Annotated in this window: 12 protein-coding genes; 4 read left to right on the top strand and 8 right to left on the bottom strand. The window is 56.5% G+C overall.

Translation table 11 applies throughout. From position 1 onward, the window contains the following. Positions 1 to 257: 257 nt before the first annotated feature. Positions 258 to 1,757, bottom strand: a complete 1,500-nt coding sequence (locus AC4OVU_RS10530) for an aldehyde dehydrogenase family protein (RefSeq protein WP_491928674.1) — start codon at positions 1,755 to 1,757, stop codon at positions 258 to 260. A gap of 241 nt (positions 1,758 to 1,998) precedes the next feature. On the opposite strand from AC4OVU_RS10530, the gene feaR reads away from it, so the two are divergent. Next, positions 1,999 to 2,907, top strand: coding sequence for a transcriptional regulator FeaR (gene feaR, locus AC4OVU_RS10525; protein WP_110292949.1), 909 nt, complete (start codon positions 1,999 to 2,001; stop codon positions 2,905 to 2,907). On the opposite strand, the gene AC4OVU_RS10520 is transcribed toward feaR, so the two are convergent. Genes AC4OVU_RS10520 through AC4OVU_RS10510 form a run of 3 tightly spaced genes read right to left on the bottom strand, consistent with a single transcriptional unit; the run spans position 2,908 to position 6,060 of the window. Continuing rightward, positions 2,908 to 3,225 (bottom strand): YdbL family probable chaperone protein, encoded by a 318-nt coding sequence (locus AC4OVU_RS10520; RefSeq protein ID WP_023296550.1) that lies wholly within the window; start codon positions 3,223 to 3,225, stop codon positions 2,908 to 2,910. It abuts the gene before it with no gap. Positions 3,226 to 3,232: 7 nt separating this feature from the next. Then, complete coding sequence (locus AC4OVU_RS10515; protein WP_003857369.1) at positions 3,233 to 3,424, bottom strand: YnbE family lipoprotein; 192 nt, start codon at positions 3,422 to 3,424, stop codon at positions 3,233 to 3,235. Then, on the bottom strand, positions 3,421 to 6,060 hold the full coding sequence (locus tag AC4OVU_RS10510; RefSeq protein WP_110292948.1) for a YdbH family protein: 2,640 nt from the start codon (positions 6,058 to 6,060) through the stop codon (positions 3,421 to 3,423). Before AC4OVU_RS10510 ends, AC4OVU_RS10515 begins: the two co-directional genes overlap by 4 nt. Positions 6,061 to 6,270: 210 nt before the next feature. Between AC4OVU_RS10510 and AC4OVU_RS10505 the strand changes: the two genes are divergently transcribed. After that, on the top strand, positions 6,271 to 7,260 hold the full coding sequence (locus tag AC4OVU_RS10505; RefSeq protein WP_017384525.1) for a 2-hydroxyacid dehydrogenase: 990 nt from the start codon (positions 6,271 to 6,273) through the stop codon (positions 7,258 to 7,260). Positions 7,261 to 7,438: 178 nt separating this feature from the next. Here AC4OVU_RS10505 and AC4OVU_RS10500 read toward each other — a convergent pair whose 3' ends face one another. Further along, positions 7,439 to 7,612, bottom strand: coding sequence for a GnsA/GnsB family addiction module toxin (locus tag AC4OVU_RS10500; RefSeq protein ID WP_032619737.1), 174 nt, complete (start codon positions 7,610 to 7,612; stop codon positions 7,439 to 7,441). 181 nt (positions 7,613 to 7,793) lie between these two features. Between AC4OVU_RS10500 and AC4OVU_RS10495 the strand changes: the two genes are divergently transcribed. Further along, a protein-coding gene (locus AC4OVU_RS10495; RefSeq protein WP_089617520.1) for an IS3 family transposase occupies positions 7,794 to 9,001 on the top strand; the annotation gives its coding sequence in 2 pieces (ribosomal slippage) (positions 7,794 to 8,115 and positions 8,115 to 9,001; 1,209 coding nt in all). 267 nt (positions 9,002 to 9,268) lie between these two features. Here AC4OVU_RS10495 and AC4OVU_RS10490 read toward each other — a convergent pair. Further along, on the bottom strand, positions 9,269 to 9,547 hold the full coding sequence (locus AC4OVU_RS10490; RefSeq protein ID WP_003857380.1) for a YdgH/BhsA/McbA family protein: 279 nt from the start codon (positions 9,545 to 9,547) through the stop codon (positions 9,269 to 9,271). Positions 9,548 to 9,774: 227 nt separating this feature from the next. Here AC4OVU_RS10490 and AC4OVU_RS10485 point away from each other — a divergent pair, with 227 nt between their 5' ends. Then, a complete protein-coding gene (locus AC4OVU_RS10485) occupies positions 9,775 to 10,365 on the top strand; it encodes a DUF4142 domain-containing protein (protein WP_032619739.1) in 591 nt (196 codons plus the stop codon). Positions 10,366 to 10,439: 74 nt separating this feature from the next. On the opposite strand, the gene AC4OVU_RS10480 is transcribed toward AC4OVU_RS10485, so the two are convergent. Together AC4OVU_RS10480 and AC4OVU_RS10475 are read right to left on the bottom strand one after the other, a co-directional pair. Continuing rightward, the gene (locus AC4OVU_RS10480) at positions 10,440 to 12,536 is read right to left on the bottom strand and encodes a pyrroloquinoline quinone-dependent dehydrogenase (RefSeq protein ID WP_110292947.1); all 2,097 of its coding nucleotides are present in this window, start codon (positions 12,534 to 12,536) and stop codon (positions 10,440 to 10,442) included. A gap of 10 nt (positions 12,537 to 12,546) precedes the next feature. Next, positions 12,547 to 12,912 (bottom strand): hypothetical protein, encoded by a 366-nt coding sequence (locus AC4OVU_RS10475; protein ID WP_017694067.1) that lies wholly within the window; start codon positions 12,910 to 12,912, stop codon positions 12,547 to 12,549. Between the last annotated feature and the right edge of the window lie 186 nt (positions 12,913 to 13,098).

Here is a 13,098-nt window from a genome sequence, read left to right as displayed (position 1 = left end):
AAGGCGTAGCCGCCACCCGGCGTTTTTTTTAATACCGCACACACACACCGACTTGGTTTCACACCAGCCATCCAGCCAGTCGGGGCGGAAATCATTGCCCGCGCCGATGCGGCGCTGTACAGGGCGAAGGAGGTCGGGCGGGATCGGTGGTCGCTGTAAGTTACGCCGGGTGGCGCTGCGCTTACCCGGCCTACAAAACCAACCTTTTTCCTCCATCCCGTAGGCCGGGTAAGGCGTAGCCGCCACCCGGCGTTTTTTTAATACCGCACACACACCGACTTGGTTTCACACCAGCCGTCCAGCCAGTCGGGGCCGAAATCGCGCCCGGTGCCGGACTGCTTCATGCCGCCGAACGGCAGGTTGGCGTCTATCAGCGTGTGGCTGTTCACCCACACTGTTCCGGCCTGTAACCTGTCGGTATACGCCAGCGCTTTACTGATGTTCTGCGTCCAGACGCTGGCCGTTAAGCCATATTCAGTGTCGTTCGCCAGCTGAAGCGCCTCTTCCCCATCGGCCACACGAACCAGGTTCACCACCGGCCCGAAGACCTCTTCACGCGTCAGTCGCAGATGATTATCCGGGTTGACCACCAGCGTTGGCGAAACGTAATAGCCTTTGCCGTCTGGCCCCCGGTTCCCGGCGATCAGCTCCGCATTGTGCGCCTTCGCCTCATCCAGGAACGCCTGAACCTTATCGCAGTGGGCGCGCGACACCAGCGGGTTGATAAACGCCTCCGGCGACATGCCCGGCCCGACGCTGAGGGATTTCACGGCCTGTTCAAACCCGCTGACCAGCGTGTCGAACAGCGGAGCCTCAATATAAATGCGCGAGCTGGCCGCGCAGACCTGCCCCTGGTTCAGGAAGCTGCCGGTCATCAGCCCTTCAATCACCCACGCCGGGTCGGCATCTTTCAGCACGATGGCCGGGTTTTTGCCGCCCAGCTCCAGCGTCACGCCCGTTAGCGTGTCCGCCGCCGCGCGGGCAATCTGCTTGCCCGTCGCCGTCGAACCGGTAAAGCTCACTTTGGCAATGCGCGGGTGCGAGGTCAGCGCCGCGCCACAGACGGCGCCACTGCCGGTCACCACGTTGAACACACCCTCCGGGATCCCCGCCTCGCTCGCCAGTTCCGCCACCCGTAACAGGGTGAGCGGCGTGGTTTCCGACGGTTTGATCACGATGGAGCAACCTGCCGCCAGCGCGGGCATCACTTTCCACATGCCAATCATCAGCGGGAAGTTCCACGGCACAATCCCCGCCACGACTCCCACCGGCTCTTTACGCGTCCACGCCTGATAACGCGCGCCCTGCGGCAGTGGAATCGAGAGATCGAGAGTTTTACCGGCAATTTTGGTGGTCAGCCCTGCCGTGTAGCGCATCCAGTTCAGGGTGCAGCCCACCTCGAAGTCGCGGGAAATGTTAATCGATTTCCCCTGCTCCAGGGTTTCGAGCTGTGCCAGCTCTTCGCCATGCTGTTCCACCAGATCCGCAAACCGCAGCAGGATACGTTCCCGCTCTGCCGGCAGCCGTCCGGCCCAGCTTCGGGCGACAAAGGCGCGCCAGCCAGACATCACCGCACGATCGACATCATCGACGCTGGCATCGGCGGTAGAGGCAATAACCTCTCCGGTCGCCGGGTTGTAGACGTTCAGACGCTTTTCGCTATCGGATGCCGCCTGACGCCCTTCGATCCACAGGCCGTGCTGGCGATCTAAAAACTGCTGCACGCCCGGCAGGATGGCGACATGTGATTCGGACATAGAATACTCCTTCGTTATGCTTCGCAGGGTGTGTATGCAGTCTAAGAGGGGATTCGCATTCCTGCTTTTGTCTGTGTGACATTCGCTTTGCCAGCTGTGACAGGGTCCGCAAATCGTGATAATTCCCGCTTATATCGCTGTAACCGTTGAGTGTTCTTTCCTATAGTCAGCCTCGTAGCCCTGACAAAATGCAACATAAATGCAACAATGCGAAAAGAGTGACGGTGCAGCGAGAACATCAATGGCGTGTGCAAGCGAACAGGACAATTTTCAGCAGTGGCTGGCGCAAATTAACCAGGTTTGTGGGCGCTTTGCGGCACGTCCGTTAGAGGGGGCGTTTCTCGGCGAGCTGGAAACCAGCTACACCCAAAGTCTGAAGCTGAGCACGGTGACCGCCGCAGGCGTTAACCTGTTTCGCACCCGTCAGGAGATCAGAAACGGCAACGACGCCTGGTTCTACACCGTGTTTCAGCTGGAAGGCAGCGCCGGAATCGAACAGGACGACCAGCGCGCGATGCTGAAAGCCGGGGATATCACGCTGATTGACGCCTCCCGCCCGTGCTCCATTTACTGGCAGGAGCGTTCCCGCCAGATTTCGCTCCTGCTCCCGCGACAAATCATTGAGCAACACGCGCGTTTTCAGGAAGTGAGGTGCGCGCTGCCCCTCTCCCGCAGTCTGCCTACCGTACAGCTGAGCTACCGTCTGCTACAGGAGAGCATGGGCAATGCCGATCTCAGCGCCAGTGAAAGCGAAGCGGCGCTTGAGGCGATGGTGTGTCTGCTGCGTCCGGCCTTCCAGCAGCGTGACGAGGTGCTGCCGCGCAAGGAGCGTCAGTTCCGCCACGTTCTGTCCCTGATTGATGATGATATTCAGTCGGAGGCGTTAAGACCGGAGTGGATAGCCTCAGAGAGCGGCATGTCCGTGCGTAGCTTGTACCGCATGTTTGCCGGGAAAGGGCTGGTGGTAGCGCAGTATATTAAGAACCGTCGCCTCGATTTATGCGCTCAGGCGCTGCGTTCCATCAGCGATGACGAAAAGCTGGCGGGGATTGGCTACAGCTGGGGTTTCACCGACCATAGCCATTTTTCCACCGCCTTTAAGCAGCGTTTCGGGGTTTCGCCGGGCGAATACCGCAGGCGTTATCGCTAGCTATTTTTTCAGCCACTTGCCGTTAATTCCCTTCACGTACTCACCCGGCTGCGCGCGGGCCACCAGCTTTTGTCCCGCCATTTTCGCCACCTCGTCGACGGGCAAATTATTACTGTCAGCCAGCTGCTGGTAACTTTCCGTGCGTGCGGCGTTGATACGGTTCACCAGCGCCAGGGTTTCAGCGTCGTGCTGAACGGGCGCAAGATAGCCGCTCAGGGTTTCCCCTACGCGCCCCTGGGCACGCGCATCGTTGAGCGTAAGCGTGGCGGCGTGAACGTTCATCCCCAGCGCCAGTAACATCAGAGCAAATCGTTTCATGACATCCTCAGAACAGATCGCTGCGGGATTTCAGCAGGGCTTCAACGTCTTTATCCACCTTGATATGGATTTCATGCTCGATTTTCACGTTCATGTTGATGGTGATCGGCTCTTTGGGCGCCGCCACTTCAATGCGCGGCGTGCAGCCTGACAGCAGCGCGACGACGGCCACGGTGAGTACACCAGCCCTCTTTTTCATTGTTGTTCCTCACTTTCCTTGCCTGTCGAACCGCGGAGAAGGGGTATCGCCGCATGTTGCTCAAACCATGTTTGCAGATTGTCCCCAAAGCGCAGGCTGCGCCAGAGGGTAAAAATGTTCTCTTCATGGGTGTAATTCAGATTTACGAAACTGCTTTTACCTTCGACGCGGCTGGTGCCTTTAATGGCCGCCTGCATGGTTAACACACCCAGATTATCCACATTGAGTTTTGTCCACGACTGCGAAATTTCCATATAGCGGAGCCAGTTGATCGCCGCCCCTGCAACCATATTGTCTTTCACAATGGCATCCGCCGTGTCCTGGTCGATGCGCAGCGTCATCGGCCCCGGGTTGGTCAGCCAGCCATCTTTAATGATCCATTTTTCATTGTCCAGCCAGAACGGCAGCGCGCCGCTCACCGGGCCGGACATGGCAAACTGCTTCGGATTCACCGCGCTTATGAGTTCGCTGGAGGATATATTATCCACGCGCAGTAAAGCCGGATCGTGCTGCGGCATTCTCAACTGCTGCATGGTGATTTTCCCGCCGAGCGCTTCCACCTTCACGTTGGTGAGCAGGAGCGGGTTCGCTTCGGTCCAGGGATAATCGCCCTGGAGATCCGCGGTGATATTTCGGGCTGTGACCAGGTTTTTCACCTCGTCGATTCGTAACGTTACCGGCCCGCGCGTGCCCAGCGACCAGGTACCCTGGCTTAAGCGGAACGGAAGAACAAAATCCACGCCGTTGATCTCGTTATCCGGCATCCACGCGCTGCCCGCTTTCAGCACCCCGTGCCCCCCGGCCTCAAACCCCTGATCGGGGGCCGCGGAGAAAGCCACCTGCGCGTACATTTCGCCGCCGCGCAGGGTCATTTTCCAGTCTGGCGGGATCAGCGGCTGAAACACCGTAAGAGACTGTTTTGGCCACCAGGCCTGACCGCGAAGGCGTTCGCCGTCCCAGCGTCCATTCACCTGGACCGGGCCGATGTCGTCCGCATGCAGGTTCCCTTTAAACTGGAACACCGTCGGGTCTGTCCCGTCAACACTGAAGGTCAAAACGGACGGCGGCAGCACGCTTCCGCCTGAAAAGCTTGTTTGCCCGGCGTTAAGCGCGAGCGCGCCGCTAAAGGTGGGGTTATCCGGGTCCCGCGACCAGCGCACCGGGTGATCCAGCACCAGGCGCGGCTTGCTGACCAGCATCGTACCGTACTGCAATTTGTCGAACCCCGTGGAAAGATCGGTCAGTTCGATAACGTTGTTGCGCCACTCCCCGGTTCCCCGGACATCCCAGCGCGCGTTCATTGGCGTGAAATTCCCTTTACCCCAGTAGCGCCACTGCCACAAACCGTTGTCCGGTAAAAAGTCGTTAGCCTGGCCGTCCAGATGCAGCTCAAAATCGCCCATCTCGTTTTCATGCGCCCGCAGAATGGCTTGCAGGCGGCCGTCCACGCCCTTCTGCGTGAGCTTCACGCCCGCCAGCGGCCAGCGGATCTCATCGATATCCAGCGAGTCGATGATGCGCCCGCGCGAGCGCAATAAAGCGCCGGGTTCAAACGTAAGCTGCGGATCGTAAAGGCTGCCGGTCAGCATCGCCGGGAGCCTGGCATACAGGATCAGATCGTTTTGCTTGGCTTCCCCGCTCAGGTGCAGCGGCATAGCGCTGTTATCCATACTGAGCGAGCCGGGACCGATATTCAGCACCGCGTTGCCCTTACCCGCATCCCCCTGGGTCAGCACGTTGAGCCGCCCCGTGAAGGTGGCTTTCTCCAGCCCCTGCTGCCAGTTATCCACTTTCAGCCCGACGCGTCCGCTCATTGGCACGCCGGAGGCTAACCAGTTCCAGCGTCCGTCGCTGATGGTCAGCTGCTGAGCGGTGATCTGCCACGGTAAATCGAGCAGCGGCTCGGGGTTGTCCCGCGCCATGACCACCAGCTGGCCCTGATTGTCCTCCCAGTCCAGATCGGCATCGACCAGCGAGGATAACTGTGGCACGTTAAAGGTCGCGACCGTATGCCCTTTCACCGGCACGCCGTCCGGCACCAGCGGCAGGGTAAATTCACCAACCAGCTTCACGGGCTGCGGCTGATCCGGCAGTTGCACATCGAACTGGCTGATGGAGAGGGTCTGGCCGCGCAACTGCCCCTTAATGCTCACCTGCTCGCCGTTATAGGTGATGTCCTGGCGGGCTGGCGTGAGTGAGGCTTGCAGCTCACCCTCCCACTGCTGCCAGGGAGAAAGGGTAAAGCGGTGGATGGTCAGCCAGGTGTTGGGCAGGATGGCCTGCCACTGCGCCAGCGTTTTCGGCGCCACCGTTGAGGGCGCCGATTGCGGTAATTTGCTCAGGCAGACAGAGTTAAGTGTAAGTGCGCCAATATCCAGATCCCAGCGGCTGGGATGTGACAGGGTCACGTTTTCCACGCGGGCAATTTCACACTCTTCTACCAGATAGCGGAGATCGGGGATGATCAGGGCGTGGCGCGTGAGCCGTGGGCTTTTTTCAAATGCGATGCGCGTTCCAACGGGAAGCCAGATCCCGGCAAGCGTGGGTACCCACTGGGCGAGCGTCATCAGCAGCGTCAGCGGCACAAGAAATAGCAGCAGTAATAGCGCGATTGCGGCTTTGTATTTACCCTTCATGGGCAGTTAATATCCTGATTTTGCGAAAAAAATAAGCCGTTCTTGCCGCTCATTGTCGCATGTTTAGCCAGTCAGTTGAAGGTAATGCCATTTTTAAGAGTAGATGCTCTACAATAATTCATAGAACTTATTGATTTCAATGAATTTTGAAAAATTGTAAGATAATTTTAAACATGTTAACGTGGTTCCAAAATCACTGGAGAAAGTCTTATGAAACTCGCGGTATATAGCACAAAGCAGTACGACAAAAAGTATCTGCAACATGTTAACGAGACGTACGGTTTCGATCTTGAATTTTTCGACTTTCTGCTGACTGAAAAGACGGCTAAAACCGCCCACGGCTGCGAAGGCGTGTGTATCTTCGTTAACGACGACGGTAGCCGACCGGTGCTGGAAGAGTTAAAAAAACAGGGCGTGAAATACATTGCCCTGCGCTGCGCGGGCTTTAACAACGTCGATCTCGATGCCGCCAAAGAGCTGGGTCTGAAGGTCGTTCGCGTCCCGGCCTATTCTCCGGAAGCCGTGGCAGAACATGCGGTCGGGATGATGATGTCGCTCAACCGTCGTATTCACCGTGCCTATCAGCGAACCCGTGATGCTAACTTCTCTCTGGAAGGGCTGACCGGCTTTACCATGTACGGTAAAACCGCAGGCGTGATCGGTACCGGCAAAATTGGCGTGGCCGCCCTTCGCATCCTGAAAGGATTTGGCATGCGCCTGCTGGCGTTTGATCCGTACCCAAGCGCCGCTGCGCTGGAGCTGGGCGTGGAGTATGTCGATTTGAAAACGCTCTTCTCGCAGTCTGACGTTATCTCCCTGCACTGTCCGCTGACCCCGGAGAACTATCATCTGCTTAACCAGTCGGCGTTCGACCAGATGAAAGACGGCGTGATGATCATCAATACCAGCCGCGGCGGGCTGATCGACTCTCAGGCGGCTATCGAAGCGTTGAAAACGCAAAAAATCGGCGCGTTGGGTATGGATGTGTATGAGAACGAACGCGATCTGTTCTTTGAGGATAAATCTAATGACGTGATCCAGGACGACGTGTTCCGTCGCCTGTCTGCCTGTCACAACGTGTTGTTCACCGGACACCAGGCGTTCCTGACCGCCGAAGCGCTGATCAGCATTTCGGAAACCACGCTGGGGAATTTGCGTCAACTCGAAAAGGGAGAAGCGTGCCCGAACGCGATAGTGTAAGCCTGGTAACCCGGGTGGCGGCTACGCCCTGCCCGGCCTGTGGATTGCGTTAATTGTAGGCCCGGTAAGCGCAGCGTCACCGGGCTTTTTGGCTTCAATCCTGCCACGCGCAGGATAGTCTTAGCTGACGTTTGCCGTTCTGATTTATCCAGTGTCCCGAAACAGGTAATAATTTCGCTTAAACAAGTTTGATTTTTACCTCATACCCCTCGAGGCCTGTCATGGCTTCACGAGCGATAAACTCAATTTCAGACACTTCCTGCCCTGTTTTTTTACGTAACTCTGAAATTTTTTTGGTTATAAGCGCTGAAATTTCTTCTTCTGCCTTTTGCGTCAGTGCGTCAACGTTCATGTTTACCTCTTGCAACCGTTTACTGTTTCCATTCTCCAGCAGGCGACAGCTAACGATTAACTGCCTTTCACCATAACTGTATGTAAAGAGTGATGTAGCCCCCTGAAACACCGGACAGTAGCTGTATCTCCAGATAAGAGATAGGCTTGAATATATGTCTAACACTAACGCCAATTTTGAGATGACCGGGATCCTGTTAGGGCAAGAAGTCCGTAAACGTAAAACTCCTCAGGAGAAGATCGCCATTATCCAGCAGACGATGGAGCCGGGTATGAATGTCTCCCATGTCGCCCGCCTGCATGGTATCCAGCCCAGCCTGCTGTTTAAGTGGAAGAAGCAATATCAGGAAGGCAGCCTCACCGCCGTTGCGGCTGGAGAGGAAGTCGTTCCTGCTTCTGAGCTTACTGCTGCTCTGAAGCAGGTCCGGGAGCTTCAGCGCCTTCTGGGCAAGAAAACGATGGAAGTTGAGATCCTGAAAGAAGCCGTGGAGTACGGTCAGTCGCGAAAATGGATAGCGCACGCGCCCTTGTTGCCAAAGGACGGGGAATAGCCATGGTCAGCCGGACCATGGGCGTGTCGCGTGCGCAACTGTCACTGCGGATTAACCGTTCTGCCGACTGGCAGGACAGGCGCTGTAACCGGCGTAATGAAGAAGCAGACGCAGAAATACTGTCGGCTATCCTCAACATTATCAGCGATATGCCGAGTTATGGTTATCGACGCGTGTGGGGCATCCTGCGCAAGCAACGTCGCACAGAGGGACAGCCACCTGTGAATGCCAAACGGCTTTACAGGATAATGAGCGAGCATAACCTGTTGTTGTTGCATCACAAACCAGAGCGACCGAAGCGTGAACATAAGGGCAAGATAGCGGTGGCAGAAAGCGATATGCGCTGGTGTTCAGATGGCTTCGAGTTCGGCTGCGACAACGGCGAAAAACTGCGGGTAACGTTCGCGCTGGACTGCTGCGACCGTGAGGCCATAGACTGGGCAGCAAGCACGGGAGGCTATGACAGTTCGACCGTGCAGGATGTGATGCTGAGGTCGGTGGAAAAGCGCTTCGGCGACAGGTTGCCCGACACAGCGGTGCAGTGGCTGACGGATAACGGTTCAGCGTATACCGCGTATGAAACGCGGAGGTTCGCGAGAGAGCTGAATCTGGAGCCCTGCACAACAGCGGTGAGCAGCCCGCAGAGTAATGGCATGGCCGAACGGTTCGTGAAAACGATGAAAGAAGACTATATCGCGTTCATGCCAAAACCGGATGTGAGAACAGCACTGCGAAACCTTGCAGTAGCGTTCACGCATTACAATGAAAACCACCCGCACAGCGCGCTGGGATATCACTCCCCGAGGGAATACCGGCGGCAGCGGACATCGTTAACTTAAGATACAAAAGCTGTTCGGAGATGGAGGGTCAAGATCAACTGTATGTAAAGAGTAGACTATCTGTGTAACGTATGCTGCCGTCGCATTTAAATATGCATTTAGATTGCATTATTTAAACAAGGTGTTATTGTCCCAAAGCCTTAGAGCACAAAAAAGACAAATATAAGAAAAGCTTTGACTCACACTCGCCCCGCATCAGGGGCATTTTTTTGGCTGTCTGTAAGCAAAAAACCCGCCAGAAGCGGGTTTTTGTGTTATTTGAGAAAATTATTTAAAGACTTCTGCGACGGCCTGGAAGTTAGGTCCATGCTCGCGGGCAGCGATAATGACGTAGTATTTCCCGCCCTTCTCGTCTGCCAGTTTTGAGAGTTTTTGATGAAGATCTGAAGGTGAAGAAATTTGTCCACCTGAAGCCCCTACAGATACATTACCAAGGTATTCAAGCTTGAAGTGGTGCGCTTCATCCTTGGAAATCATATCTGCCGCAGACGCGCCGAAGCTTGCTACTGTTAAAGCCAATACACTCCCTAATAGTGCTTTTTTCATATCATTCCTCCTGTTGATGAATCTATATATTTAACATTAGCAGCAAATATGTAAATGATCCGTATCAATATTGTAGAAGGATTGAGCATCACGACCAGCCATCACTGACCTGAACAGCGGGTACAGCAGGTTCATCTACTATACTGACCTGTGCAGTCGCCATTTATCTGCCGGTTGCGCCTGAAGCAATTGAAACTTACCTGTACCATGACCATCAGGAGAACAATATGCACACGAGTAAAACCCTGAAAAGGCTGCTAGCCGTATCAGCAGTTGCAGCAATGTTCAGCACCGTTGGCGTACAAGCCCAGACAACCAGCGCCGCGCAAACTCAAACTGCGGACCAGGCTCAACCGGACGCCAGACTCAGCTCCGGCGACGAGAAAGCATTGAAGGACATGGCGCAGGCCAATATCAACGAAGTTGCCGCCGCCAGGCTCGCCCTCGACAAGGCCCAAACCAGTGAAGTGAAAACATTCGCCCAGAAAATGGTCGACGATCACGGCGCCGCGCTGACCAAAGTCCAGACCGTTGCCCAGAAAAAGGGCGTGGAGCTGCCGACCGAACCAGACGCCGCGCATAAAGCCCTGAACTCAAGGCTGGAAAACCAGCGCGGTGACGCTTTTGACAAAATGTATATGGAATATGCTGGCGTGAAGGACCACGAGAAGGTGCTGTCGAAGCTTAAGAGCGACGCCAGTAAAATCGACGATCCGGATGTGAAGGCTCTGGCCAACGAGCACACTCCGGTCGTTGAGCAGCATCTGAAGTCCGCCGAGCAGATGTCAACGCGTGCTGGCGCATCAGCCGATAAATAACGCGTCGGTAAAACGACTACTGCAAAATAAAGTGGGGCCCGCAGGCCCCACGCTTATTTCCCCTTCCTGCTGAATTATTCCGGCAAGGCGTAGACCACCACCTGATCGCCCACCTGATCCTTCAGGATGGTATTCCCGCCTGCCACGAAGGCCACATACTGGCGACCTTTATATTCATAGACGGACGGGTTCGCTACCGCCGGAGCTTCGGCCTGATCGGACCACAGCTCTTCACCGCTCTCTACCGAGTAGGCACGCACTTTGGCATCCATTGAAGCACCGATGAAGATCACGCCGCCCGCCGTCACTGCCGGACCACCAATGGTAGGCGAACCCCAGCTTTCCGGCATGAAGAAGCCATACTGCTGGGAGGCGCCAACCGGACGACGCCATTTCACATCGCCCGTGTGCATGTCCAGCGCCACGATTTCACCAAACGGCGGTTGCCAGCACGGCATGCCAAGCCAGTTGCTCGCCACCAGCAGACGCATACCGTACGGGGCGCCTTCCTGTGGGGCAAAGCCGCTTTCGTTGCCGGAGTCTTTGTCTGCGTTATCGTAATCCTCACGGCTGTACAGCTTCACGTACTGGACGATATGCGAGGTGTTGACGATGGCGATCTGTTTTTGCGGATCGAACGCCACCCCGCCCCACTGGACGCCGCCGGCGCTATCGGGATAGGTGAGCGTGCCTTCGCCTTTGGTGGTCGGCGGGGTATACATTCCTTCATAGGTCAGGTTATCCCACAGGCGGGAGCACTGGCCGCCACCGACGATATCCGCCAGCTTCCAGATTTCCGGTTTTTTCGACTGGTCGAGCAGCGGCGCGGGTTTGGTCGGGAATGGCTGCGTGGGCGAGAGAACTTCACCCTGAACCGACCCATCACCCTGCGGAACCGGACGTTCTTCGATTGGCCATACGTCCTCCCCCGTCAGGCGGTTAACCACAAACAGGAAACCCTGCTTGGTGGCCTGCACCAGCGCCGGGATCTGCTTGCCGTCTACGGTGATGTCCATCAGCGTCGGGGCGGAGTTGATATCGTAATCCCAGACGTCGTGGTGTACCCACTGACGGGACCAGACCACTTTACCGGTGTTGATGTCCAGGGCGGTGGTCGAGGTGCCAAGCGGAATAGCGTCCACGCGGTTGCCGCCCCAATAGTTGGGAGACGGCGATGAGACCGGGAGATAGACCAGCCCGTTGGCCTCATCGGCGGACATGTGCGTCCAGACGTTGGCGGTACCGGTACGCTTGCGGATCTCTGCCGGGATCGCCTCAAAGGTCCACTCAAGCTTACCGGTCTGGGCGTTGACTGAAAAGACGGTGCCCGGAGGGGCTTCGGCATAGGCCCAGTCTTTCCCGGCCCAGCCCACCAGCAGATGGTTGCCGACAACGGTTGGCGGTTGCAGGACAGAGAGCGGATACTTCGCGTTAACGGTGTTCCACTGGTTCAGATCCAGCACGCCGTTGTCCGCAAAGCCGCTGCACGGTTTGCCTGAATCGGCGTCCAGCGCAAAAAGCTTGCCGTCAACGGTGCCCATATAGACCATCTTCTGGCATGCCTCACCCGTCACCGGATTTTTGGCCTGCCAGTAGGAAACGCCGCGGTTTTTCAGCACCGGCTGGGTCAGCGCCTTGCGCGACGATTTGGTGTCATAGTGCCACTTCTCTTTACCCGTCCCCGGATCCAGCGCAATCAGGCGATCGAATGGCGTGCCGATATAGAGCGTATCGTTGGCGAAAATGGGCGTTGCGGACCAGACGGTAGCTGGCGTATCGCCTTTACCATCCGAGACGTCGCCGGTATGGAACTCCCAGACTTTCGTTAATTTCCCGACGTTATCCGCCGTAATTTGGGTCAGGGGACTGTATTTCTGCGCGTTAAGCTGGCCGTGGAAGCTGTCCCAGGTGGCGGTGCCGGGCACCAGCGGCGTCGCTGGCTGGCTGGCCGAGGCGACTCTCTTTCCATCACCGCTGCCGGTTGAGGCATCGTCGGTGGTTTTTGTGGTTCCGGGCGCCTGCTGATCGGCCGCATCAATGTTCAGTGATTCCTGTGTCCCCTGCGAGGCTTCAGCGGCCTTATCCTGCGCCTGTAGCGCGAGCGGAGCGACCAGCAGCGCCAGCGCCGTCATGCTGACTTTTATGAAGGGATAATGCTTATCGTTGTGCACGGGCGGCTCCTCAGCTTCTGACGGGATGGTTGTAACGAGCGGAATGGCTGCTCAGCATAATCAGACCAATCAGGCCGACCACCATGGCTGCCGTTATGATGTACTGGTGCAGCAGCGCGGCGGCGAAAGCAATACCCGCCAACACCATCAGGGTGACAATAATCAGAAAAACGCGCGCCCCGCGACGCGATGCCGCACGTAACATAAAGGTCAGGATCGCCAGCACTACGCTGGCAATGACCACGCCCAGTGCGCCAATGGTGCCAGTGACGCCGGTAAGCGGCGTCCACCAGGCGTATAGCGCCACCGCGAAGGCTATTATCGCGGTCAGCAGCAGCAAAATGCTGCCGACCCGCGAGGATTGAGAATGCAACATACCAGGAAACCCCCTCTAAAATGCAAAATTGACCATTATTAAGGCGTTTTCGTGAATATATACCCCTGCTGCCCGCCACTATTAAGGGAACGCGACGTGTGGAGCGGCGGCATATTTCACTAAACGTAACTGAGTATAGAAGAGGATTTTCTTATGGGGCGTTTAATAGCAGGCATACGACGTCCT

It is taken from the genome of Enterobacter sp. 6722112, from assembly GCF_058661685.1.
Note: the sequence above shows the minus strand (reverse complement) of the source record. Positions and strands in the feature narration are given on the sequence as shown.

Coding starts and splice junctions, on each gene's coding strand:
- AC4OVU_RS10530 (WP_491928674.1), bottom strand. CDS start 1,757: ATGTCCGAATCACATGTCGCCATCCTGCCGGGCGTGCAGCAGTTTTTA.
- feaR (WP_110292949.1), top strand. CDS start 1,999: ATGGCGTGTGCAAGCGAACAGGACAATTTTCAGCAGTGGCTGGCGCAA.
- AC4OVU_RS10520 (WP_023296550.1), bottom strand. CDS start 3,225: ATGAAACGATTTGCTCTGATGTTACTGGCGCTGGGGATGAACGTTCAC.
- AC4OVU_RS10515 (WP_003857369.1), bottom strand. CDS start 3,424: ATGAAAAAGAGGGCTGGTGTACTCACCGTGGCCGTCGTCGCGCTGCTG.
- AC4OVU_RS10510 (WP_110292948.1), bottom strand. CDS start 6,060: ATGAAGGGTAAATACAAAGCCGCAATCGCGCTATTACTGCTGCTATTT.
- AC4OVU_RS10505 (WP_017384525.1), top strand. CDS start 6,271: ATGAAACTCGCGGTATATAGCACAAAGCAGTACGACAAAAAGTATCTG.
- AC4OVU_RS10500 (WP_032619737.1), bottom strand. CDS start 7,612: ATGAACGTTGACGCACTGACGCAAAAGGCAGAAGAAGAAATTTCAGCG.
- AC4OVU_RS10490 (WP_003857380.1), bottom strand. CDS start 9,547: ATGAAAAAAGCACTATTAGGGAGTGTATTGGCTTTAACAGTAGCAAGC.
- AC4OVU_RS10485 (WP_032619739.1), top strand. CDS start 9,775: ATGCACACGAGTAAAACCCTGAAAAGGCTGCTAGCCGTATCAGCAGTT.
- AC4OVU_RS10475 (WP_017694067.1), bottom strand. CDS start 12,912: ATGTTGCATTCTCAATCCTCGCGGGTCGGCAGCATTTTGCTGCTGCTG.